Genomic DNA, 20,614 nt, shown 5'->3' with positions numbered 1-20,614 from the left:
TTTCATATTACTGTAACTAGATTGTAAAGAAGTAATGTTTTTTAACATGGATTTCCTCTCTTGTTACTACTCGGAAAAAAACTGCGACTTTAGTTGTAGATGCTTCTTTACCTTAGTCTGATTTTTTTAATTCCTCTTGTTATTCGCTCAAAAAGAAATTATAGTTTAAGATGAGAAATGAATCGTGTAGAAAGAGGGAGCGGAATGAATAAAGAACATTTTATTATTGAGCTGAAAATTTATTTAAAAGCATTAAATCCAAAAGATCAAGCTATTATTCTTGCGAAATACAAGGCGTTATTTGATGCTCGTGTTGCGGAAGGCGAAACAGAAGAACAAGTGGCAAAATCATTGGGGAAACCACGGGTTATCGCAGAAGAAATTTTAAAAGAACAAGGCATCGAATTGACGGAACGAAAAATTGAAAATAATGGCTGGCAAGAAATTCCAGCGGCTACACCTGCTTATGATCATCCCTATGAAGAAGAATCTGAATTTTACTATGATAATGATTCTCCATACTATCAACGACCACAGCATCGGTCGCTAACCCGATTTTTCCAAGTGCTTGGTATTTTCTGTTTAAATTTTTTCTTCATGTTTTGGGTTATTTTAGGGATTGCCTTAATGTACGTCGGTTGTGGCATTGCCGGAGCTGCAACTTTATTTTCACCAATTTATGGTATTTATAGTGTTATTACCCAAGCAAATGCCGCTTCCTTTTTCCAATTATCTATGAGTCTCTTTTTATTTGGTGCATCAATCATTGGTTGGTTACTTTTTCTACCAATTTTAAAATTTTCAGCACATGTCTTTAAGCGTTATTTCCAATGGAACATTGCTGTTTTACGAGGTGATATCTAATGAAAAAAACAACAGGGATTCTCTTATCCATTGCTGTCTTAGCGATGCTAATTGGTGGATCTGGCGCCGTCTATTATTACAAGCAAGCGGAAAAATCAGTCACACCGCTAAAAGAAAGTTATACACTAAAAAATAAACAAGCAGGCGAAGAACTTCACTTATCCTTAAAAGGCAAAGGCCCTTATACCATTTATAAAACTGATAGTAACAAAATGGGGTTACGATCACCGAATAATGCCTTTTATTCAAAAGCTGAAGGCACCTTAAATGTCAAAGAAGAAAAAAATAAAATAACAGCAACCATCAATACCACTCGCACACAAAACCAACCCGAATTGTCATTCTTTAATATTGGTATTTTTAGTGACTTCACACCGAACGTGAGTGTCCAGATTCCTAATAATGTGAAAAAGTTAGTAATTGATGGCTCAACCCATTCACCAGTTTCATTGAATGCTTTTAACGTAGACGAATTAACAACTAATCTACCAAATTCTTATGTTAGTCTATCGGGTGTTAAAGCCAAAAAAATGACGCTTAACTCTTCAGATGGTATCTACCTTTCAGCGGATACTTCCGCTAAAAAAGCAACAGTTGAAACCACTGACGGCGATATAACGTTGGATTCAGCCTATTTCGATGAAATCAAAAATACGACTATTTCTGGTGATATTCGAGTGCAAAATGCTCGCGGAAACATCCAAGCAACAACGACAGATGGCGATATTAGCGTCTATGATTTCAAAGGAGAAGCTAACTTTTCAAGTGAAAATGGTGATTTTTCTTTAGACATGCCTGCTGTGCCTAAAAAATTAACTGTCGCTCTTGTCCATGGAGATATTTATGTAAATTCTGGAGAAATTTTGCGTGACATTTCAATCAAAGGGGAATCAAAATTAGGCGATGTTCAACTTTTAAACAAAGAGCGAACATCTTATAAGAATGGTCGTGCGGATACAGAGTTTAACCTTTCTAGCGAATTCGGCGATATTACCGTTGATACTCCTGATGATGATAATCAATAAACATGCGCCATTTAAAAAAGTTCTGGCACCACAATGAGAGATTGTGCTGCCAGAACTTTTTTAATATCTGTATCCCCTCTAATCAGGCAATGAAATTATCTTTTAATTTTTTACCCTTTTGATGGTATAATACGGATTGTTGCGATTAAATTTTGAAAGGATTTTTTATGAAAAACAAACTTTATTATCAATTTGCAGGTAGTTGTTTTCTTTTAGTATTTATGTTTTTAGGCTACGTTGTTCGTTTTTATCCAACCTGGCTCAAAGGCTTTGATCAAACGATTACTTCTTTTGTTCGTCGTCCTTTTCCACAGCTAAATAACTTTTTTATTTGGTACACCAAATTTGCCAATTCATTGACGATTATCATCTTAGCAATCGTTGTCATTGCTCTGTTTATTGTTTGGAAATATTATGCTGAAGCATTATGGCTCTTTATTAATACTGCCTTAATTGCTGGCGTAGGTAATTCTTTATTAAAATTATTCTTTATGCGCCAACGTCCTACTTTGGAGCATTTAGTAACTGAACATACGTATAGTTTTCCTAGCGGACATGCTGTAGGAAGTACCTTGTTCTACGGCACTATTTTATTGATTCTGCCAATTTTTATTAAAAATAAAACGGTCCGCCTTTGTGTGCAAATTTTACTAGGTATTGGGATTTTCATGATTGGGGTTAGTCGAATCTATTTAGGTGTCCATTTCCCTAGCGATATCTTAGGTGGTTTTTGTCTTGGTTTAGCTTGGTTGTTATTAAGTTACCCTATTTATTTAGAAAAACGCTTTGTTTGGCGATTTCAAAGCAAACAACGCTAGAAAGAAGTCTTGATTATGCAAATTTTTCCTTATTCAGATGATCCAAATAAACGCTATCACACTTGGAACTATGCACTTCGTCAACAGTTTGGTGAAAAGATTTTTAAAGTGCCAATTGATGGTGGCTTTGATTGCCCCAATCGTGATGGGACGGTTGCCAAAGGTGGTTGTACGTTCTGTAGTGTTTCTGGCTCAGGCGACATGATTGTTGCACCTAGCGATCCCCTGCCGCTTCAATTTCAAAAAGAAATCCAATTGATGCATCAAAAATGGCCAACTGTCGATCAATACATTGTTTACTTCCAAAATTTCACCAATACACATGCGCCCGTTGACGTTATTCGTCATCGGTTTGAACAAGTAGTCAATGAAAAAGGCGTCGTTGGTTTATCCATTGGTACCCGTCCTGATTGTTTGCCTGATGAGGTAGTGAACTATTTAGCCGAATTAAATGAACGCTTTTATTTATGGGTAGAGTTGGGTTTGCAAACCACATTTGAGGAAACTAGCGCTGCCATTAATCGCGCTCATGATTATCAAACATATCTAGATGGCGTGGCTAAATTACGGAAACACGGGATTCGGGTCTGTACACATTTAATTAACGGGCTACCTGGTGAAACACCTGCCATGATGCGCGAAAATGTGCGGCGAACTATTCAGGATTCAGATATCCAAGGGATTAAACTGCATTTACTTCATTTAATGACAAATACCAAAATGATGCGAGATTATAATGAAGGACGCTTACAATTGATGAGCAAAGAAGCCTATGTTTCAGTGATTTGTGATCAGTTAGAAATGATTCCACCCGAAATTGTTATTCATCGCTTAACAGGCGATGCCCCCTTTGAAACAATTATCGGACCGATGTGGAGCTTGAAAAAATGGGAAGTTCTCAATGCGATTGATGCGGAAATGAAACGCCGCAACAGTTATCAAGGAAAATATACTGTCATTTCAGGAAAGGAAGTTTTCAATTAATGCTACAAACAGCCCTACATTTTAGTCACCAACTTTTAAAAGAAGTAGTGGAACCTGGCGACTTCGTCATTGATGCAACAATGGGAAATGGTCATGATACAGCATTCTTAGCAGAGCTGGTTGGCCCTTCTGGTGAAGTTTTCGCCTTTGATATCCAAAAAGAAGCGTTGATCAATACAGAACAAAAGTTAACAGAACTTAATTTACTCTCACAAACTACGTTATTTCCATTAGGACATGAACATCTTCATGCTGTCCTAGATGAAGAAACAGAAATCACTGCCGCTATTTTTAACTTAGGCTATTTACCTAAAAGTAATAAGGAAATTATTACAAAACCCGCTACGACTAAACAGGCGTTAGATGGGTTACTGCCTCATTTGGTAAAAGGAAGTCGCATTATTTTAGTCGTTTATTATGGCCACGAAGGTGGTTCAGAGGAACTTGATTTGGTCACGAATTACACGCAAGCCTTACCACAAGATGTTTACAGTGTCTTACGTTATGAGTTTATCAATCAAAAAAATCAGCCACCTGTTCTTTTCTGTATTGAAAAGAAATAAGAGAACATGGTCGGATTGTCTCCAGCAATCCGATCATGTTCTCTTTTATTTGTTTTGTTACTCTGTCAATTCACCATCACGAATACGAACCACTCGATCACAGTATTTCAACAAACGCTCATCATGTGTCACCATGATAATTCCTTTATCTTTCTCTTTAGCCTCTTTCGCTAGTAATTGGACAACATCAAACGCCTTTTCTGTATCTAAACTAGCCGTAGGTTCATCTGCCAAAATTACGTCTGGCTCATGATACAATGCACACGCAATGGCTACCCGTTGTCTTTCCCCACCAGAGAGATCACGAGGATAACTATTTCGTAATTCTTTTAAACCCAACGTCTCTAACAATTGCTCTTTTAATTCACTATTTTTACGTGACTTATCAACTTTTTCAATTAAGTGAAATTGATCTTCCACTGTTAAAAATGGCACCAAATTAGAGCTTTGTAAAATAAAGCCGATTTTTTGAAAACGTTGCGCCAAACGTTGCTTTTTCGTTAACTTATTTAGTGATTGCCCGCCAACAATGACTTCACCACTTGTCGGTGCCTGTAAACCAGCTGCAATCGTTAAAAAGGTACTTTTACCAGAACCAGAAGGACCAATTACTGCGACAAATTCACCTGGCTGAACCGCAAAAGATAATTCTTTTAACGCGATCACTTCTGTATGTTTTTCACCATATTTTTTATAAATATTTTTCATTTCTAAAACATTTGCCATGTCTCTAACCTCCAATCGCGATTAACGGATCAATTTTAGCAATCGTTCGAATTGAAAATGCCCCGCCAATTAATGCAGATAAAATCAATAGTACACTAAACAAAATCATGCGTGGTCCATTAGTTGCATAAGGCATCGCTTCTGGTAAAAAGAGCACGGTAATTCCCGTTAAAGCAAGACCAATCGCCACTCCTAGAACAGCCAATAAAGCGGTTTGTAGCATGACTGCCTTTGCTAAGAAACTAGTCGGCACCCCTTGAACTTTTAAGACACCGAACATTGCTGTTTTCTGTAAAGTCATCACAAAGATAAAAATACCGATAATGAACGCTGCAATCACAATCAAGAAATAAATCATGCCATCCAAGGTCAAGTTTTGAGCGCTGTATCCTGGCAGTTTTTCAATAAAATCTGAAATTGAAAGAACTTGGCTGTCTTTATTAGTCGTTTTAACTTCCGCGTTGTCCTTGCTGCGAACAATGAAACCATTAACCATTTTGGCCATTGCTGGATTGTCACCATATTTAATTGACCGCCAAGTATCCAGAGAAGTGTAAATAACCGGCACAATGTTATAGCTACTTTTAGAAATAAAGCCGACAATTTCTAATTGCTCATCATATTTCCCTGCAGTTAATTTGTCGCCAATTTTAAATCCTTGATTTTTCAATGTTTCTGAAGCAATCACTTGATTTTTATCAGTAAATGCGTTTCCTTCAATCACTTTTGGCATTAAAAAACTTTCTTTTTCAATCCCAAATAAGCTAACATTCGTTAATTCAGCCTTTTTGTCATCTGCTGGGCGGATGGCTAACGACTGTTGACCAATCGGTGCAATTTTGCCTCCTGAAATCGTTTCTTTCACGTTTTCATCTAACACTGATACATTTAAATTACTATTGGCCTCTTTTGATAAAACCACTTGATTCGCTTGCCATTGATCTACGGCTAAACGATTTCCTTGAGCTAAACCGTTCGCTAAACCTGACAAAATAAAAATTAACCAAGCAATCAAGACCATTACTAAAACTACAAGGACGTACCGTCCTTTTGAATACTTCATTTCATTAAATCCTAAAAACATGAATGGTTCACCTCTTTCTTCTTTTCGAAATAAACTATATCACTTATCAATCGATAAATCAATAATTATTTATCAATTGATAAGTGAATTTTACAAAAAAATAGAGAAGTCTGTTTTCCAACAGGGCTTCTCTATTTTTTATTTGTGACTTTTCAGAACGCCATGTAGCATAAATTGAATGAATTTTTTGACATCGTCATCCACTGTTTTTCGCTGGTACGTTTTTTCAATACTTAATAATGCACTAACGTTATATAAAATAAACCGAGTTGCATCATCTACACTGATGCCCTCTTGTAAGCAATTGGTTTCAGGTTCACTTTCAAAAATAGCCGCAATATTATTGATATAGGTTTTTTTGAAAATTTGATACAGCGTACGATTGTAATCAGGGCCCATTTCTTGAAACATGTCGTTCAACATTAAGAAAAGATTGGTCGGATGTTCATCTAACAAAACTTTGATTAATTGATAAAGTTTTTCTTCTACTGATGCATTTCCAGAAACAATTGGGACTAATTCTTCCTGAACACGGGACGTTAATTCTTCAATCACAGCTAAATACAGTTCTTTTTTATTTTTAAAATGGTGATAGAGATTCGGTTGGGTAATGTTCGCTTTTAAAGCAATTTCACGAGTGGAGGTATTTTTGAACCCCTTTGTCATGAATAATTCAGAAGCGACAGACAAAATAATTTGCCGTGTACGTTCTAAATCAGCTTTGCGTTTATTTGGCTTTTCCATGGTTTTCTCGCCCCCTGCTGCTTTTTATTTTAGCATATTCTCCGGCAAGAAACGAGAGACCTTTATACAAAAAACGAAAAATATACAATCAATGTGCCTGCTATTTGGAGAAGAATCGCGCAATAATACCACCGCTGCAAATGTGTCAACCAGCCTTTTTCGCCCCCAAGATAAATCAACCACTGCATTCCAGATAAAAAACTATTAGCCAACAACCAAAAAAGTAGTGCCGATTTTGTCCATCGATTCTCTCTGAATACACTCAGTACAAATAAAGTATTTAGCACCAAAAACGTGCGCCGTAATTGCCGTACATTCCTCATTTTTTCCATTGACATTTCTCCTTTTTCTATTTAGCATAGCAAAAAAAGAAGCAAATGAGAATGACTCATTTTGCTTCTTTTTCAACTTATTCAAAAACAAATTGATTTTTATAAAGTTCCGCATAGAATCCATCTTGTTCAACTAGTTCATGGTGGTTGCCTTCTTCAATGACTTCACCGTCTCGTAAAACAATAATCCGATCCGCATTTAGAATCGTTTTCAAACGATGGGCAATCACAAAACTGGTGCGCCCTTTAATTGCTTCGTCCATCGCTTTTTGGATTTTAGCTTCTGTTACTGTATCAACATTACTTGTTGCTTCATCCAAAATTAATAATTCTGGATTGGTAATAATCGTTCGTGCAATACTTACTAATTGCTTTTGCCCCGTACTGAAAAGGTTATTCTCTTCCGTAATCTCAGTATCGTAGCCTTGCTCAAGATTTACAATAAATTCATGGATATTCGCTTGTTTCGCTGCTTGAACAATTTCTTCATCCGTGGCCTCTGGCTTACCAAAAGCAATATTCTCACGAATTGTTCCTGAAAATAGAACGGACTCTTGCAAAACAATGCCTACATGTGAACGCAAGCTATCTAAATCCATTTCACGAATGTCCACACCATCAAACGTCACGGCGCCTTCATTCACATCATAAAAGCGATTCATTAAATTCATAATCGTTGTTTTTCCTGAGCCTGTCGGTCCGACTAAAGCGACCATTTCACCTTTATCCACATGAATAGAAACATCTTTCAACACAGGCGTTTCTGGATTATAGCCAAAAACAACATGATTTAAAGCCACAGCTTTGTTAATCTCTTCTAATTTTTCGCCATTTTCGGGACGAATTTCATCTGGTTCATCAAACATCTCATTTAAACGACGAGCGCCTGTAACAGCTAATTGAATCATGCTATAACCTGAAGAAATTTGCATTAATGGTTGATAATATTGTTGGGAATATTGGACAAACATAACGACTAAACCTAGCGCAGCGGCACGATCAACAGAGCCATTGATTGCTAACCAACCACCAAAGAAAATAACAATCGCCGTATTGACTAATGACATTCCTTGCATCATTGGGAAAAGTAATCCTGAATACACTTGACCTTTATACGTAGCTGCACGAACTTTTTCATTTTGCTCTAAAAAACCGTCAATGGTTTCTTCTTGTAAGCCATTAGTGATAATCACACGTTGCCCACTAATTTTTTCATCCATATAGCCATTTAATTTACCCACTTCATCTTGCTGTAAATCGACATATTTGCGCGCCTTGCTAATCACAAAGACCGCAATTAAAATCGCAATCGGCGTAGAAGCAATTGTAGCCCATGCCAGTTCCACATTTTGACGGAACATCATGATTAAGACACCAACCAATAAGGCAATATTGGTTAATACTTGTAGCAACGCTTGGTTTAAACTGTTTTGGATGTTGTCTAAATCACTAGTAAAACGACTTAAAATTTCACCATCTTGATGAGAATCAAAGAAACGAATCGTCAATTTTTCTAATTTGTTAAACAAACCAATCCGCATGCGGTTTGTCGATTTCCCCACAACTTGTGTAAAGAGAATACTGTAAATGAAACTAGCGGCACTAGTTAAGACATAAAAAATGAGTAGTTTCCAAATGACAGAAACGAACGCACTTTTATCGTCTTTTCCTTGCATCACATTAACCGCATATTTCGCTAATTCCTGAATAGCTTCCCCAACGAATTGCGGCGCTTTGACTTGTAAATAAGTCGCTGCGAAAATTGCTAAGAAAATAAAGAGGAAAGAAACTTTGTAACGTTTTAAATAATGATAGAAAAATTTACTAGCTTTTATTAAATCAGTCATTAAGCTTCCTCCTTTCCTTTTTGAGTTTCGTAAATTTCTTGATACACGGGGTTCGTAGCTGCTAATTCTTCATGCGTGCCTTCCCCGACTAAACGTCCATTATCCAATACTAAAATACGATCTGCATGGACAACAGAAGAAATTTTTTGGGCAATAACGATCGTGGTAGTCTCTTTTAACTCTTTATCCAACGCTTCTCGGACTAACCGCTCCGAACGAGCATCCAACGCGCTGGTGCTATCATCTAAAATCAAAATTTTAGGCTCACCAATCACACCTCTAGTAATTGATAACCGTTGTTTTTGTCCACCAGAAAAGTTATTACTCCGTTCTTCGACGGGTGCATCATAACCTTCTGCTAATTTTTCAATAAATTCCTTGGCTTGGGCGATGCCTGAAGCCCGTTCCATGTCCGCTTCAGAAGCGTCACGTTTACCATGGCGTAGATTTTGCGCAATCGTTCCAGAGAACAGGATTGCTTTTTGCAACACAAAGGAAACTGTTTTTCGTAAACTGTGTTCGTTCACTTCTCGTAAATCGACACCACCAACTTCAATCTTTCCTTCTGTCGGATCAAACAAACGTGGAATTAATTGTGCCAATGTAGATTTACCAGCCCCAGTTGCGCCCACAATCCCAATCATTTCACCTGGCTGAATAGAGAAAGAGATGTCTTTCAAGGTATCTTCTTCATCCCCAGGATAACGGAAAGATACGTGATCAAACTCAACACTACCAATTAACTCTTGTTCTGGGACTTTTTTGTAGGTAACATCTGGTTCTGTTTCCATCACTTCTTTAATCCGCTTAATGGAAACAGCGGCACGAGAAGTCATCATCATCATCATTCCGCCGATAATAATCGCCATCATGATTTGCATTAAATAGTTCATAAAGGAAGCGACACCACCGATTAAAGTTGGATCGTCCTTGACTAAGTTACTCACAAAGAAAATTGAGCCTACAACAGCTAAGTTCGCCACCAACATAAACGCTGGAATCATCACAGCAAATAAGCTACCTACGATTAAGTTATGGGTGGTTAATTCTTCACTCACTTTTGTAAAACGTGACAATTGATTTTTTTCTTGAACAAATGATTTGACGACACGAATGCCTAACAAATTTTCTTTTGCAATACCATTAATCTTATCAATCAAGTTTTGAATAATCATGAAATGCTTGCCCATTTGCGAAAAGGACAGCATAGAAATCAAAATAACTGCGATGACAAGTGCAACAATCACCCACCATAGTTGTGGCAAGGTTAGCATCGCTAAAATAAAACTCCCGATAAATAAAAAAGGAATTCTAAAAAGTGTCTGCAACGCAATCATAATGACATTTTGAATTTGAGTAACGTCATTTGTTAAACGAACAACTAAGTTACCTGCTGAAAATTTTTCGATATTGCCAAATGAAAAGGTTTGGATTTTGCGGAAAGTTGCTTCACGAATGTCAGCACTGACACCTTGGGCAACTTTGGCAGAAAAAATTGTATTAATAACCCCTGCAACGAGTCCTAATCCTGCAATGGCAATTAATTGAATCCCTAAGTTTTTCATTTTGTCGCTATCGTCATTCATAATTGCTTCCAACACTTGTTGTAACAATTTTGGTTGCCAAAGTGCTGAGACAACCATTACGATCACCGCCAACAAGGCAATAACTACCGAGCCTTTGTATTTTTTGGCGTGTTGAATAATAAGGTCCATCTTATCCCTACTTTCTTAAAATAGTTCCCTGCTTCTTCAGTGTTGGTCTGCGAATTCTTCCCCATTACAAAAAAATCAATTTGCTCATTGACTTCACTAATTTAACACTGTAAAATAAGGCCGATTCATAATTTACCATTTTTAGTGGTAAAATACAAGCGAACAAGTTAATTTTTCACAAGTTTTTCCTATCATAAAGTGTACCTTCTTTTTGATAAACTTACGAAGATAACGTTTAATAGGAGCTAAAATCATGGAACCAAAATTATCAAAAGACACGATTATTGCAGCCGCATTTTCTTTGTTAGAAAAAAGTCCCACTTTAGAACAACTTTCTATGCGTAAAGTCGCCAAACAGCTTGGTGTACAGGCGCCCGCAATTTATTGGTATTTTAAAAATAAGCAAGCCTTACTTCAAAGTATGGCTGAAGCGATTGAAGAGCACTTTCAAGAACCTGCATTATGTGGTGAATGGTATTCTGACTTACTGGCCTTCATGGAAAACTATTATGATCTCTATCAACAATTTCCCTGTGCCGTAGCTATCGAAATCCAAACCGTCCCTGCCTATCCCCAACGATTACGCCATTTAAATCAAATGATGGGCATTTTAAGAGAAGCAGGTTTTTCACCAGAAATGACTCATTTAGCAGTAACGTCTTTACAACATCTTTTATTTGGGATGATTATGGACGCAACGGAGGAAAAACAGCTCGTTTCGCAAGTATTGAACGGAGATGACTATTTAAAAGAACAAGTGCTGCACATGAAACAATATGTCTCCGACAATGAGTTAACGTACATGGAGGAAAGCATTCAATTTCGACACTCCATCCACCAAAAATCCGCCTTTATTCAAGCCGTTAAAACCTACTTAGATGGGTTGCAAGCAGACAACACCTCTTCATCTAAATAAAAAAAGCCCTTGGTCCGTCAGTCGAAATGACTGACGGACCAAGGGTTAACTTTTAAAATAAATAGCGAAAACTACTTTCTCTATTTTGGTATCGGTAGCCAAGCCAAGGCTTTTTGAATCCATTCATCCCAGAACACCCAGTCATGTTCTCCTGGTCCAGTTTCAAAAGTGTAACTTGCCTGTGCCTGTTCCAACGCTTGAGCCATCTGTTGATTAGCAGAAAGTAACATATCTTGCTCCCCACAACAAAGGTAAAATTGGGGCATTTCTGTTTGGCTTTCTACTAATTGTTGTAATAAATACAGCGGATCGTGAATGGAACCTTCAATTTGATCTAACGGGCCAAAAATACCTTCCCAATAGCTTCGCTTACGGACTTTTAATAATTCCCCAAAACTAGTGGATGATAAACTGACTGCCCCAGACAAAGAAGCAACGGCTGCAAAAGATTCTGGTTTCGCTAATCCTAATTTCAAGGCGCCATAACCACCCATTGACAAACCAGCGGCAAAGGTTTTTTCTCGTTTTGTACTTAACTGTGGAAAGAGTTGATGACAAATTTTCGGTAATTCTTCTGAGATAAACGTCCAATAGTTCATATCGTATTGCGTGTCCGTATACCAAGCTAAATCCGTGGACGGCATAATGACAGCAATCCCCAAATCAGCGACATACCGCTCAATAGAGGTTCTGCGAGCCCAGACGCTGTGATTTCCTCCCATCCCATGTAATAAATACAACACGGGAATATCTGTTAATGCTGCTTGGGTACTTGTGCCCACTTTTTTTACCGTTTCTTGTGGTAAAATTACGTTCACATTCACTTCCATTTCCAATACATTTGAATAAATATTTGCTTGTAAAAAGGCCATCTACTTTTCCCTCCAATACTCTTTCTATTAGTGTACCACTAAACCTTCGCTCGTTGCGCTTTTGCGAAAATATTTAACAAAAGAGCGACAACAACTAAGCCCGCACCGACTAAGTAAACATTATGCAGACCTGCATAGAGGATACCGCGTAATGGTTTTAACAACGCAGCTGGAATTAAATTTGCAGTATGTGGATTCACTAATTGATTCATGACATCTGCATCGACGTTTAACGCGCTCGCTTCCAATTTCGCAAACATTCCTGCATTTAAAATCACACCAAAAATTGACACCATCACAGTCTGCCCAATTGTACGCACCAACGTATTAAACGATGTTGCAACCCCCATTTTTTCAGGCTCCACTGTACTTTGTGCGGTCACCGTAGTCGTTGTGATAGTAATCCCAAAACCAACTCCTAAGACAGAAGACACTACAAAGAAAAGCCAAAACGGAACGGCCATTGGCATTACCACTAAAAAGATGGCCCCGACTAATAGAATCGATAACCCAATCGTTAAGACTTTTTTCATAGCATATTTCTCCATAAAGCTACTTGCTATAAATGATCCAGCCATCCAAAGTAACGACATAGGCGCTAAAACTAAGCCACCAATTCCTGCACTTTTTCCTAAGACACCTTGCATCCACATCGGAATGTAGACATCAATCCCCATTAAGAAACCGCTAATAAGCGCTGCAATAAGATTTACTAAAACAAACGTTGGTTGATTAAATAAATGCAAATCAATCACTGGGTCTTGCGCGCGTTTTTCTATCATCACAAATGCTACAAAAAAGAGCACACTCAAACTCAAACAACCAAATGTTACTAATGTAAAACCATTATCGCTAATCATTTGAAAACCTAGCAATAACGTTAGCAGCACTGCCATCAAAGTGACGCTGCCCAAAATATCCATTGGCATCTTGGTCCGTTCCCGCTTTGGTTCAACTAAGAAAATACTAATCAAGCCCAATAAAACAAGTCCAATAGGAACATTAATGAAGAAAATCCAATGCCAACCGACTGTATCTACAATAAAACCACCTGCTAACGGACCAAAAATACTAGCAATTCCCCAGGCGGCACTGTTTAAACCTAAAATTTTCGCTCGCTTGTCCAATGAATACATATCGGCAATAATCGTTAATGCAACTGGTAAAATTGCGCCTGCCCCTACACCTTGAATTGCTCGGGCAATAATTAAAGTCAACATATCTTGAGCAAAGCCACACAACGAGGAGCCCAAAATAAAAATGATAATGCCAATCATGAAGACAGGTTTACGACCAATTTTATCCGCAAGTTTCCCATAAATCGGTGTTAACATCGCATTCGTTAATAAATAAATTGAAAATACCCAGTTCATAATTTCCATGCCATGTAACGAGCCGACAATCGTTGGCATCGCAGTAGACACAATGGTCCCTTCAATGGCTGTCATAAATGTTGCCACAAAAACACTCACCGTGACTAACTTAACATTTGTTTCTTTTGCCATTTGTTCACATCCTTTTCTATTCAATTGTCAATTTTCTAAATTGCTCCATAGCTATTCTATACAAAAAAGAACAAAATGTCTTAAAAAAATGCTTTTTCATAAAAAAATTATTGCAAAAAAAAACAAGAAGTCAGCCAAGTATTGGCTGACTTCTTGTTTTTTTTATTTAATTATTCAGCTAAACTAGCTTTTAACGCTTCAACTTTATCTGTTTGTTCCCAAGGTAAATCAATATCTGTTCGACCAAAATGACCATAAGCCGCAGTTTGTTTATAAATTGGGCGACGTAAATCTAGCATTTCAATAATACCTGCTGGACGTAAATCAAAGTTTTTACGAACTGCTTCGATTAATTTACTTTCTGGAAGATCACTCGTACCAAACGTATTAATAGAAATAGACACTGGTTGCGCCACACCAATTGCATAAGCTAATTGGACTTCTACTTTTTTCGCCAAACCAGCAGCAACAATGTTTTTCGCGATATAACGCGCAGCATAACTAGCAGAGCGGTCAACTTTGGTTGCATCTTTTCCAGAAAAAGCACCGCCGCCATGACGAGCATAACCGCCATAAGTATCAACGATAATTTTACGACCAGTTAAGCCGGCATCTCCTTGAGGGCCACCGATTACAAAGCGACCAGTTGGGTTGATAAAGTATTTTGTTTCATCATCTAAAAGTTCATGAGGAATCACCTCATTGATTACTTGTTCTTTAATATCTTTTTCGATTTGTTCTAAGGTTGTTTCATCATCATGTTGTGTACTGATGACGATCGTATCCACACGTTGTGGTTGACCTTGATCATCATATTCCACTGTTACTTGAGATTTTGCATCAGGACGTAAGTAAGGTAAGACTTTTTCCTTCCGCAATTCTGCTAAACGGCGAACCAAACGATGACTTAACGCGATCGGTAATGGCATTAATTCCGGTGTTTCGTCAACGGCAAAACCAAACATTAAGCCTTGGTCACCAGCGCCAATATCGTCTTTTTCATCTTGATCACGCACTTCTAAGGCTGCGTCAACCCCTTGAGCGATATCAGGTGATTGCTCATCGATTGCTACAAGAACTGCGACAGTCTCTCCATCAAATCCATATTTTGCTCGTGTATAACCAATATCTTTCACAGTTTGACGAACAATTTTTTGGATATCTACATAAGCTGTTGTAGAAATTTCTCCAAATACTAGGACTAAACCAGTTGTTACGGATGTTTCACATGCCACGCGGGCCATCGGATCTTTCTCCAAAATCGCATCTAAAATTGCATCACTGACTTGGTCAGCTACCTTATCTGGATGTCCTTCTGAAACGGATTCTGATGTAAATAAATGTCTTTCTGTCATAATGTTATTCCCCCTAAATAGTTTCGGTTACAAGGCATCTTTAGTAAGTAACGACAATTACTTGCTAAATCCTTTCGGGAACTTGTAACAAAAACAGTATACCAGATATCTAAAAAAAAAGCTTAGGTTTTCAAGAAAATCATTAAATTACCTATATTTACTTTTCCTATAACAAAAAACTTCCAGCCCCTTTCATCTGAGCTGGAAGTTTCTTGCTACTGTAAAATTTTCTCCGCGATAAAGTGTGTATATTGCTCGCCACCTGCCACATTTGGATGAACTCGGTCATCATAAAACCAATCATCATGGGCGTTACTATAATTAAACCAGTCAATGACCGTTAAGTTATCGTATTTTTTGTCCATTTGACTAAGTAAACTATTCACTTGATTTTGCCATCTTCTAGTTGGGACGCGAACATTAATCCAATAAACTTTTCGATTACCTAACGCTTTCATAAATTCATCAAATTGTGCCTCTGTAAAAGGACCATTCGTACCTAAACTCACTAAAACAGTATCTTTGAGCATTTTCTTTTTGTCTAGTTCACCAATTAGTGAAATGCTACTATACAATTGACGGCCCACTTCCCCATCGATAATCATTTTAGGGAAAATATCTTGTAACCCGCTAGCACCATCTAGAACAACAGAATCACCAATAGTTGTGATTTCTAAATTCTGCGCTTTTTTTACTTGCTCTGGTGTAAGTTGTGTGGGTAGAACGTCTTGGCTTTCACTCGGTTTTGTACTACTTTCTGTGGACGTGCTACTATTTTTCGTGCCACTTTCTTGAACTTCTTTTTTACGTTCTTCAATTTTTTGCTGATTTTTCGCAATATTTTTTTCTAGTTGCTCTTGTTGCGCACTTTTAGCGTTTGCTGGAGCCACAATTAAACCGAATACTGCAATCACGCTAATCACTGTCATAAAGGCCATTGTCCCTTTTTCACGAAGGTCCCACGGTTTCCGTAAGAACTCAGTGAATTGAGTCCAGACATCCTTATAAGACAATCGTGTCAGTGGATGTTCGATAAAACGATAAGACAATTCGCTCACGACTAAAATTAATGCTATTTCAACCAATGAATGTAGAAAAACATGGTCCGATAAGGTCTTAATTTTGGCCTCATAAAAAATCATGATTGGGAATTGATACAAGTAAATGCCATAACTCCGTTTACCTATCCACGTAAAGACTGGATTCGTTAACCAACGATTCATATCTGCCCCTGGATGTGCAGTGACGGCCACTAAAACGGTGGCTGCCAAACTAATTAAAAACATGCCGCCGTAATAAACAAAATTTGTATGATCTGATAATGTTAAAAAGGCTAATACTAAAAGAATTAAGGCACTTAAACCAGCGCCATTTAAGATTTTTTTAGAGGCTTCTGGAATGTCTTCTTTCAAACGTGTGCTTGGCCAAACATACGCCAATGCACTACCTAGTAAAATAGAAAAAACACGTGTGTCTGTTCCATAATAGACACGTGTAGGATCTGCGCCAGGAACATATAAAACGGCCATCAGCGTCACCGAAATTAAGGCGCCGATCAAAACTAAACTGAAAATTCGACCACGCTTACGAACAAAGCGTTCCAGAAGAATAAAAAGTAATGGCCAAATTAAATAATTTTGCGCTTCAACTGCCAATGACCAAATATGTACAAATGGCGATTGTGTCGCAAATCCATCAAAATAAGAAAACCCTTTAAAAATTTGCCACCAGTTGTTGTAATAAAAAATACTACTAGCGACAACGCTGCGAATATTGTTTAATAAATCCTGCTGAAAGAGTGTAATATAACTAACTGCACTTAAAAGCATCACAATTAATGCTGGATACAGCCGTTTCATCCTTCGCACATAAAATCCTTTTAAATCAATGGTCTGATTTTCTGCCCATTCTTGCCGCAACAAGTCGTTAATAAGATAACCTGAAACAACAAAGAAAATCGGAACACCTAAGTAGCCACCTCGCATGACTTGGGGAAAAAGGTGATACAAAATCACGCCAATTACAGCGATCGTCCGAATGCCATCAAAACCTGTAATATAGCGTTTTTTCTTGCTATTTGCTGTCTGATTCATTTGTGCTTTCCAACTTTTCTATAAAATTATTCTTTTCCTTTATTTAAAGAAGCAAGTAACTTTAATATACGTTTTTTCCTAGGAAATGGCAAGCAAACTTTGTCTCCTTTAGGCTTTTTTTACAATTCAAAAAACCAACATTTTTTAAATTGTAAAAAAACAACCAAAGCTTATGAAAATCACTCATAAGCTTTGGTTGTTTACTCATATCGTTTTCGTTTAGATGAAGATGGAATCCCTAGGGCTTCACGATACTTTGCCACCGTTCGCCGGGATATTTCCATGCCTGAATCTTTTAATCGCTCGACTAATTTTTGATCAGATAACGGTTTACTTTTTACTTCTTGATCAATTAATTTTTGTAGTTGCTTTTTAACCATCGTTGTTGAGACATCCTCGCCATCTTCTTCTGATGAAAGAATACTTGTGGAGAAGAATGAGCGCAATTCAAAGACGCCAAACGTGGTTTCTAGATATTTTCCATTAACCGCGCGACTAACTGTCGATTCATGAATAGACAAAGCATCCGCAATTTCTTTTAAAGTCATTGGTTTTAATGACCGATCTGCTTCTAAAAAGAAGGCTTCTTGACGACGCACAATTTCTTGCCCTACACGTAAAATTGTATCCCCCCGCTGATTCACTGCGCGCTCTAACCATTCAAATTCGTTTTTCTTATCCTTAATATATTCTTGGACTTCTTTGTCGTCAGTCTCTTGCATTCGTTTGAAATAATTTTCTTGAAAATTTAATGTCGGTCGACCGGCTTTGTTGGAAATCACCACTATTCGATCTTCCTTGATTCGGACAGTTAAATCTGGTCGAATATACAATTCCTCGGTCGCATCAAAAATATTCCCTGGCGCTGGCGATAACGTTTGTATATAATCAAAGATCAATTGAATTTCTGCTAATTCAATTCCGAATTTTTTAGCTAACGGGCCCCATTTACGACTCACTAAGGCATCAAACTCTTCCTCCAATAAAATATACGCTAAATTAGGCGCGGTATCGTCTCGTTCTGTTTGTAGCATCAAACATTCTTGTAAATTGCGTGCCCCCACACCTGCTGGATCTAGCTGTTGTAACAAAGTTAATGCATCTAGCATTTGAATGGCGCTTGCTTCGGTTTTCTCTGCCGCTTCTTCTAACGAAATCGTTAAATAACCATTCACGTCTATATATTCTACTAAAAACAATACCAATGTTCGCAAGTATGTATCGCGGTAATTCAAATGAATTTGATCAATTAAAGACTCAAATAATGATAAATGATAGTCTGGAATTTGATTCATATAATTATTTTCTTCGTCTTGGTTGGTGTAAGAACGACTAGTTATCGGAAAATCTGTGGTGTACTGCGTGTCTACTTGTAAATCAATTAATGGATTCTCTAGTGCTTTCGCTTCAACAAAGGCAGCCAGTTCTTCCGTATTAAATTGTAAAATTTGAATGGATTGTTGAAGCTGTTGAGTCATGGCCAACTTCTGGACTTGTTTTTGTTGTTGGGACATTCGTTGCTCAAATTTCATTATTTTCGTCCTCCCTCTTGTAATTTTTGTCAATATCAGCTAAACTAGTATTCGTGCCGCGCCCTTAGTGTAGTGGATATCACGTAAGATTCCGGTTCTTGAGACGGGGGTTCGATTCCCTCAGGGCGCGTTATTTAAATATGTTGATTTATCAACGTTTCTGGACACTCTTTATTCATCTAAAGAGTGTTTTTTTCTTGTTTAGGAATGATTTTTCTATCCGTATTTTTTTCAAATGTTGCTTGTGGCAAGCTCAATCGCACTTAACGCGACAACATTTGTTCTGCTTCAGCTACAAATCCAATAAGGTTAAAACTCCTCCGTTCCTATTGTAACGCATAACGTTTCCTTTTTCTATCTGCTAAACAAAGTATTACGACAAGCAAACACCTGCTTCTCTCTTAAAGATCCCTTTCTGATTATATAGTAAATTGCTTTTAATTTGTTAATTATTTTACCTAAAACTTGATACCCTAATTAAATAAAGAACCTGGGGCAAAAATCACTTTGGATTTTTGTCCCAGGCTTAAAACCTGATAATTGGCGAGAACAGAACCGTTCAGCTCCGACCTCTAAAATACTTAATTAGAAATATGCTACCCGCAATCACACCAATTATGATTACTAGCCAAAATAATCCACTTACAAGTAACAGCTCAGTTAAGGTCATCTTCAGATTCTCCTCCTTTAAATGGCCTCTGCTTTATTTTGCTATGTAATTAATGGCGAGATCAGACAACAGCTATCAAAAAAACGGACCAACACGTGGTCCGTTTTCATTCATTATTAAGCTTTTACGATGTTCGTTGCTTGTAAGCCGCGTGGACCTTCTTCAGTATCAAAAGTTACTGCTTGGCCTTCGTCTAAAGTTTTAAATCCATCTGATTGAATAGCTGAAAAATGTGCAAATACATCATTGCCATCTTCACCTGTAATAAATCCAAAACCTTTGTCTGCGTTAAACCATTTTACTGTACCGTTGTTCATATATATTTCCTCCTAGTGCATAAAAATATGCAAGTTATTGCAAAAAATGTTGAGTGGCAAAAGGAGAAGTATAGTTTTTAAATATATAACTCAAATTACTTATCAAAATTGATTACTTAATTACTATAACACATTTATTAGGAATAAACAATGCCCACGACTTTTCCTTGGGCTTTCTAAACTAATCAAAGATGCGCTTGACAAAGCCCTAGCAAAAGACACTCCTATTCTCTCTATTTCCAGTTAGTTTTGTTTAACTTTAAATAATCGCTACGCGCCAAATAATCAAATAGCGGAGCTAATCCTGGTGAAAAATTTACTTCCTCAAATCGCTTAATAAATTGTACGCCTTTAATTTTATTTGGTTCGTTCAGGGTAACTTTTCCTTGGGCTTGTTTGGCAAAATAAAAATGTCCTTGCCAAACGATTGAATCAAAAACAAGTGGTCCAGTAAAAATTTCTTCAAGTTCAGTAATTTCCACTGCTAACTCTTCTTTCATTTCACGAATCGCACATTCCAGCGCTGATTCACCAAGTTCTTGTTTTCCGCCAGGGAAATTCCATGTGTCTGGCCGATCTTTTAAGATAAGAATTTCATCAGATTGATTTTTAAGAAGTACTCGCGAAAATTCTTTTTTCATTTCGTTTAACC

At 37.4% G+C, this 20,614-nt stretch carries 19 protein-coding genes, 1 tRNA gene and 1 riboswitch; of the genes, 7 read left to right on the top strand and 13 right to left on the bottom strand.

Going from position 1 to position 20,614, the window contains the following annotated elements; genetic code table 11:
* The first annotated feature begins 204 nt into the window (after positions 1-204).
* The 5 genes from IGL37_RS02700 (at position 205) to IGL37_RS02680 (ending at position 4,254) form a co-directional block, all read left to right on the top strand.
* Positions 205-864 carry a DUF1700 domain-containing protein gene (locus tag IGL37_RS02700; RefSeq protein ID WP_010775019.1) on the top strand — a complete coding sequence of 220 codons (660 nt, stop codon included), beginning with the start codon at positions 205-207 and terminating at the stop codon, positions 862-864.
* Positions 864-1,889 (top strand): DUF4097 family beta strand repeat-containing protein, encoded by a 1,026-nt coding sequence (locus tag IGL37_RS02695; RefSeq protein WP_002378052.1) that lies wholly within the window; start codon positions 864-866, stop codon positions 1,887-1,889. Before IGL37_RS02700 ends, IGL37_RS02695 begins: the two co-directional genes overlap by 1 nt.
* Positions 1,890-2,056: 167 nt before the next feature.
* Positions 2,057-2,707 (top strand): phosphatase PAP2 family protein, encoded by a 651-nt coding sequence (locus tag IGL37_RS02690; RefSeq protein ID WP_002355669.1) that lies wholly within the window; start codon positions 2,057-2,059, stop codon positions 2,705-2,707.
* Between the two features lie 15 nt (positions 2,708-2,722).
* The gene (locus IGL37_RS02685; RefSeq protein ID WP_002355668.1) at positions 2,723-3,691 is read left to right on the top strand and encodes a TIGR01212 family radical SAM protein; all 969 of its coding nucleotides are present in this window, start codon (positions 2,723-2,725) and stop codon (positions 3,689-3,691) included.
* Positions 3,691-4,254 carry a class I SAM-dependent methyltransferase gene (locus IGL37_RS02680; RefSeq protein WP_002379137.1) on the top strand — a complete coding sequence of 188 codons (564 nt, stop codon included), beginning with the start codon at positions 3,691-3,693 and terminating at the stop codon, positions 4,252-4,254. Before IGL37_RS02685 ends, IGL37_RS02680 begins: the two co-directional genes overlap by 1 nt.
* A gap of 57 nt (positions 4,255-4,311) precedes the next feature.
* On the opposite strand, the gene IGL37_RS02675 is transcribed toward IGL37_RS02680, so the two are convergent.
* The 6 genes from IGL37_RS02675 to erfC form a co-directional block, all read right to left on the bottom strand.
* A complete protein-coding gene (locus IGL37_RS02675) occupies positions 4,312-4,980 on the bottom strand; it encodes an ABC transporter ATP-binding protein (RefSeq protein WP_002363221.1) in 669 nt (222 codons plus the stop codon).
* Positions 4,981-4,984: 4 nt separating this feature from the next.
* Positions 4,985-6,064: an ABC transporter permease gene (locus IGL37_RS02670; RefSeq protein WP_002355665.1), complete on the bottom strand. Its 1,080-nt coding sequence runs from the start codon at positions 6,062-6,064 to the stop codon at positions 4,985-4,987.
* A 138-nt stretch (positions 6,065-6,202) separates the two neighbouring features.
* Positions 6,203-6,808 (bottom strand): TetR/AcrR family transcriptional regulator, encoded by a 606-nt coding sequence (locus IGL37_RS02665; protein ID WP_002355664.1) that lies wholly within the window; start codon positions 6,806-6,808, stop codon positions 6,203-6,205.
* A 62-nt stretch (positions 6,809-6,870) separates the two neighbouring features.
* Positions 6,871-7,140 carry a hypothetical protein gene (locus tag IGL37_RS02660; protein ID WP_002401466.1) on the bottom strand — a complete coding sequence of 90 codons (270 nt, stop codon included), beginning with the start codon at positions 7,138-7,140 and terminating at the stop codon, positions 6,871-6,873.
* 77 nt (positions 7,141-7,217) lie between these two features.
* Positions 7,218-8,987, bottom strand: coding sequence for a multidrug ABC transporter ATP-binding protein/permease ErfD (gene erfD, locus IGL37_RS02655; RefSeq protein WP_002358756.1), 1,770 nt, complete (start codon positions 8,985-8,987; stop codon positions 7,218-7,220).
* Complete coding sequence (gene erfC, locus IGL37_RS02650) at positions 8,987-10,702, bottom strand: multidrug ABC transporter ATP-binding protein/permease ErfC (RefSeq protein WP_002355662.1); 1,716 nt, start codon at positions 10,700-10,702, stop codon at positions 8,987-8,989. Before erfC ends, erfD begins: the two co-directional genes overlap by 1 nt.
* A gap of 253 nt (positions 10,703-10,955) precedes the next feature.
* On the opposite strand from erfC, the gene IGL37_RS02645 reads away from it, so the two are divergent.
* A complete protein-coding gene (locus IGL37_RS02645) occupies positions 10,956-11,618 on the top strand; it encodes a TetR/AcrR family transcriptional regulator (RefSeq protein WP_002358755.1) in 663 nt (220 codons plus the stop codon).
* Positions 11,619-11,698: 80 nt separating this feature from the next.
* Here the strand turns inward: IGL37_RS02645 and IGL37_RS02640 are convergent, their stop codons facing one another.
* The 5 genes from IGL37_RS02640 to rpoN form a co-directional block, all read right to left on the bottom strand.
* Entirely contained in the window at positions 11,699-12,490 is a 792-nt protein-coding gene (locus IGL37_RS02640; protein WP_002355660.1) for an alpha/beta hydrolase, read from the bottom strand.
* Positions 12,491-12,528: 38 nt separating this feature from the next.
* Positions 12,529-13,995 carry an MDR family MFS transporter gene (locus IGL37_RS02635; RefSeq protein WP_002364774.1) on the bottom strand — a complete coding sequence of 489 codons (1,467 nt, stop codon included), beginning with the start codon at positions 13,993-13,995 and terminating at the stop codon, positions 12,529-12,531.
* Between the two features lie 170 nt (positions 13,996-14,165).
* Complete coding sequence (gene metK / locus IGL37_RS02630; protein ID WP_002355656.1) at positions 14,166-15,350, bottom strand: methionine adenosyltransferase; 1,185 nt, start codon at positions 15,348-15,350, stop codon at positions 14,166-14,168.
* Positions 15,348-15,443, bottom strand: a riboswitch (SMK box riboswitch). Its footprint overlaps the gene before it by 3 nt.
* Positions 15,444-15,565: 122 nt before the next feature.
* Entirely contained in the window at positions 15,566-17,443 is a 1,878-nt protein-coding gene (locus tag IGL37_RS02625) for an acyltransferase family protein (protein WP_033917982.1), read from the bottom strand.
* Positions 17,444-17,643: 200 nt separating this feature from the next.
* Complete coding sequence (gene rpoN / locus IGL37_RS02620; RefSeq protein ID WP_270281132.1) at positions 17,644-18,975, bottom strand: RNA polymerase factor sigma-54; 1,332 nt, start codon at positions 18,973-18,975, stop codon at positions 17,644-17,646.
* A 58-nt stretch (positions 18,976-19,033) separates the two neighbouring features.
* On the opposite strand from rpoN, the gene IGL37_RS02615 reads away from it, so the two are divergent.
* A tRNA-Arg gene (locus tag IGL37_RS02615) sits at positions 19,034-19,105 on the top strand.
* Positions 19,106-19,761: 656 nt separating this feature from the next.
* On the opposite strand, the gene IGL37_RS02610 is transcribed toward IGL37_RS02615, so the two are convergent.
* Positions 19,762-19,962, bottom strand: coding sequence for a cold-shock protein (locus IGL37_RS02610; RefSeq protein WP_002355647.1), 201 nt, complete (start codon positions 19,960-19,962; stop codon positions 19,762-19,764).
* A 233-nt stretch (positions 19,963-20,195) separates the two neighbouring features.
* Entirely contained in the window at positions 20,196-20,603 is a 408-nt protein-coding gene (locus IGL37_RS02605) for an NUDIX hydrolase (protein WP_002361287.1), read from the bottom strand.
* Positions 20,604-20,614 lie beyond the last annotated feature (11 nt).

The organism is Enterococcus sp. AZ119 (genome assembly GCF_050546175.1).
Lineage (GTDB): Bacteria > Bacillota > Bacilli > Lactobacillales > Enterococcaceae > Enterococcus > Enterococcus faecalis.
Note: the sequence above shows the minus strand (reverse complement) of the source record. Positions and strands in the feature narration are given on the sequence as shown.

What these genes read in the sequence shown, in the direction of transcription:
- IGL37_RS02700 (WP_010775019.1), top strand. Translation starts at nt 205, where the DNA reads ATGAATAAAGAACATTTTATTATTGAGCTGAAAATTTATTTAAAAGCA.
- IGL37_RS02695 (WP_002378052.1), top strand. Translation starts at nt 864, where the DNA reads ATGAAAAAAACAACAGGGATTCTCTTATCCATTGCTGTCTTAGCGATG.
- IGL37_RS02690 (WP_002355669.1), top strand. Translation starts at nt 2,057, where the DNA reads ATGAAAAACAAACTTTATTATCAATTTGCAGGTAGTTGTTTTCTTTTA.
- IGL37_RS02685 (WP_002355668.1), top strand. Translation starts at nt 2,723, where the DNA reads ATGCAAATTTTTCCTTATTCAGATGATCCAAATAAACGCTATCACACT.
- IGL37_RS02680 (WP_002379137.1), top strand. Translation starts at nt 3,691, where the DNA reads ATGCTACAAACAGCCCTACATTTTAGTCACCAACTTTTAAAAGAAGTA.
- IGL37_RS02675 (WP_002363221.1), bottom strand. Translation starts at nt 4,980, where the DNA reads ATGGCAAATGTTTTAGAAATGAAAAATATTTATAAAAAATATGGTGAA.
- IGL37_RS02670 (WP_002355665.1), bottom strand. Translation starts at nt 6,064, where the DNA reads ATGTTTTTAGGATTTAATGAAATGAAGTATTCAAAAGGACGGTACGTC.
- IGL37_RS02665 (WP_002355664.1), bottom strand. Translation starts at nt 6,808, where the DNA reads ATGGAAAAGCCAAATAAACGCAAAGCTGATTTAGAACGTACACGGCAA.
- IGL37_RS02660 (WP_002401466.1), bottom strand. Translation starts at nt 7,140, where the DNA reads ATGGAAAAAATGAGGAATGTACGGCAATTACGGCGCACGTTTTTGGTG.
- erfD (WP_002358756.1), bottom strand. Translation starts at nt 8,987, where the DNA reads ATGACTGATTTAATAAAAGCTAGTAAATTTTTCTATCATTATTTAAAA.
- erfC (WP_002355662.1), bottom strand. Translation starts at nt 10,702, where the DNA reads ATGGACCTTATTATTCAACACGCCAAAAAATACAAAGGCTCGGTAGTT.
- IGL37_RS02645 (WP_002358755.1), top strand. Translation starts at nt 10,956, where the DNA reads ATGGAACCAAAATTATCAAAAGACACGATTATTGCAGCCGCATTTTCT.
- IGL37_RS02640 (WP_002355660.1), bottom strand. Translation starts at nt 12,490, where the DNA reads ATGGCCTTTTTACAAGCAAATATTTATTCAAATGTATTGGAAATGGAA.
- IGL37_RS02635 (WP_002364774.1), bottom strand. Translation starts at nt 13,995, where the DNA reads ATGGCAAAAGAAACAAATGTTAAGTTAGTCACGGTGAGTGTTTTTGTG.
- metK (WP_002355656.1), bottom strand. Translation starts at nt 15,350, where the DNA reads ATGACAGAAAGACATTTATTTACATCAGAATCCGTTTCAGAAGGACAT.
- IGL37_RS02625 (WP_033917982.1), bottom strand. Translation starts at nt 17,443, where the DNA reads ATGAATCAGACAGCAAATAGCAAGAAAAAACGCTATATTACAGGTTTT.
- rpoN (WP_270281132.1), bottom strand. Translation starts at nt 18,975, where the DNA reads ATGAAATTTGAGCAACGAATGTCCCAACAACAAAAACAAGTCCAGAAG.
- IGL37_RS02610 (WP_002355647.1), bottom strand. Translation starts at nt 19,962, where the DNA reads ATGAACAACGGTACAGTAAAATGGTTTAACGCAGACAAAGGTTTTGGA.
- IGL37_RS02605 (WP_002361287.1), bottom strand. Translation starts at nt 20,603, where the DNA reads ATGAAAAAAGAATTTTCGCGAGTACTTCTTAAAAATCAATCTGATGAA.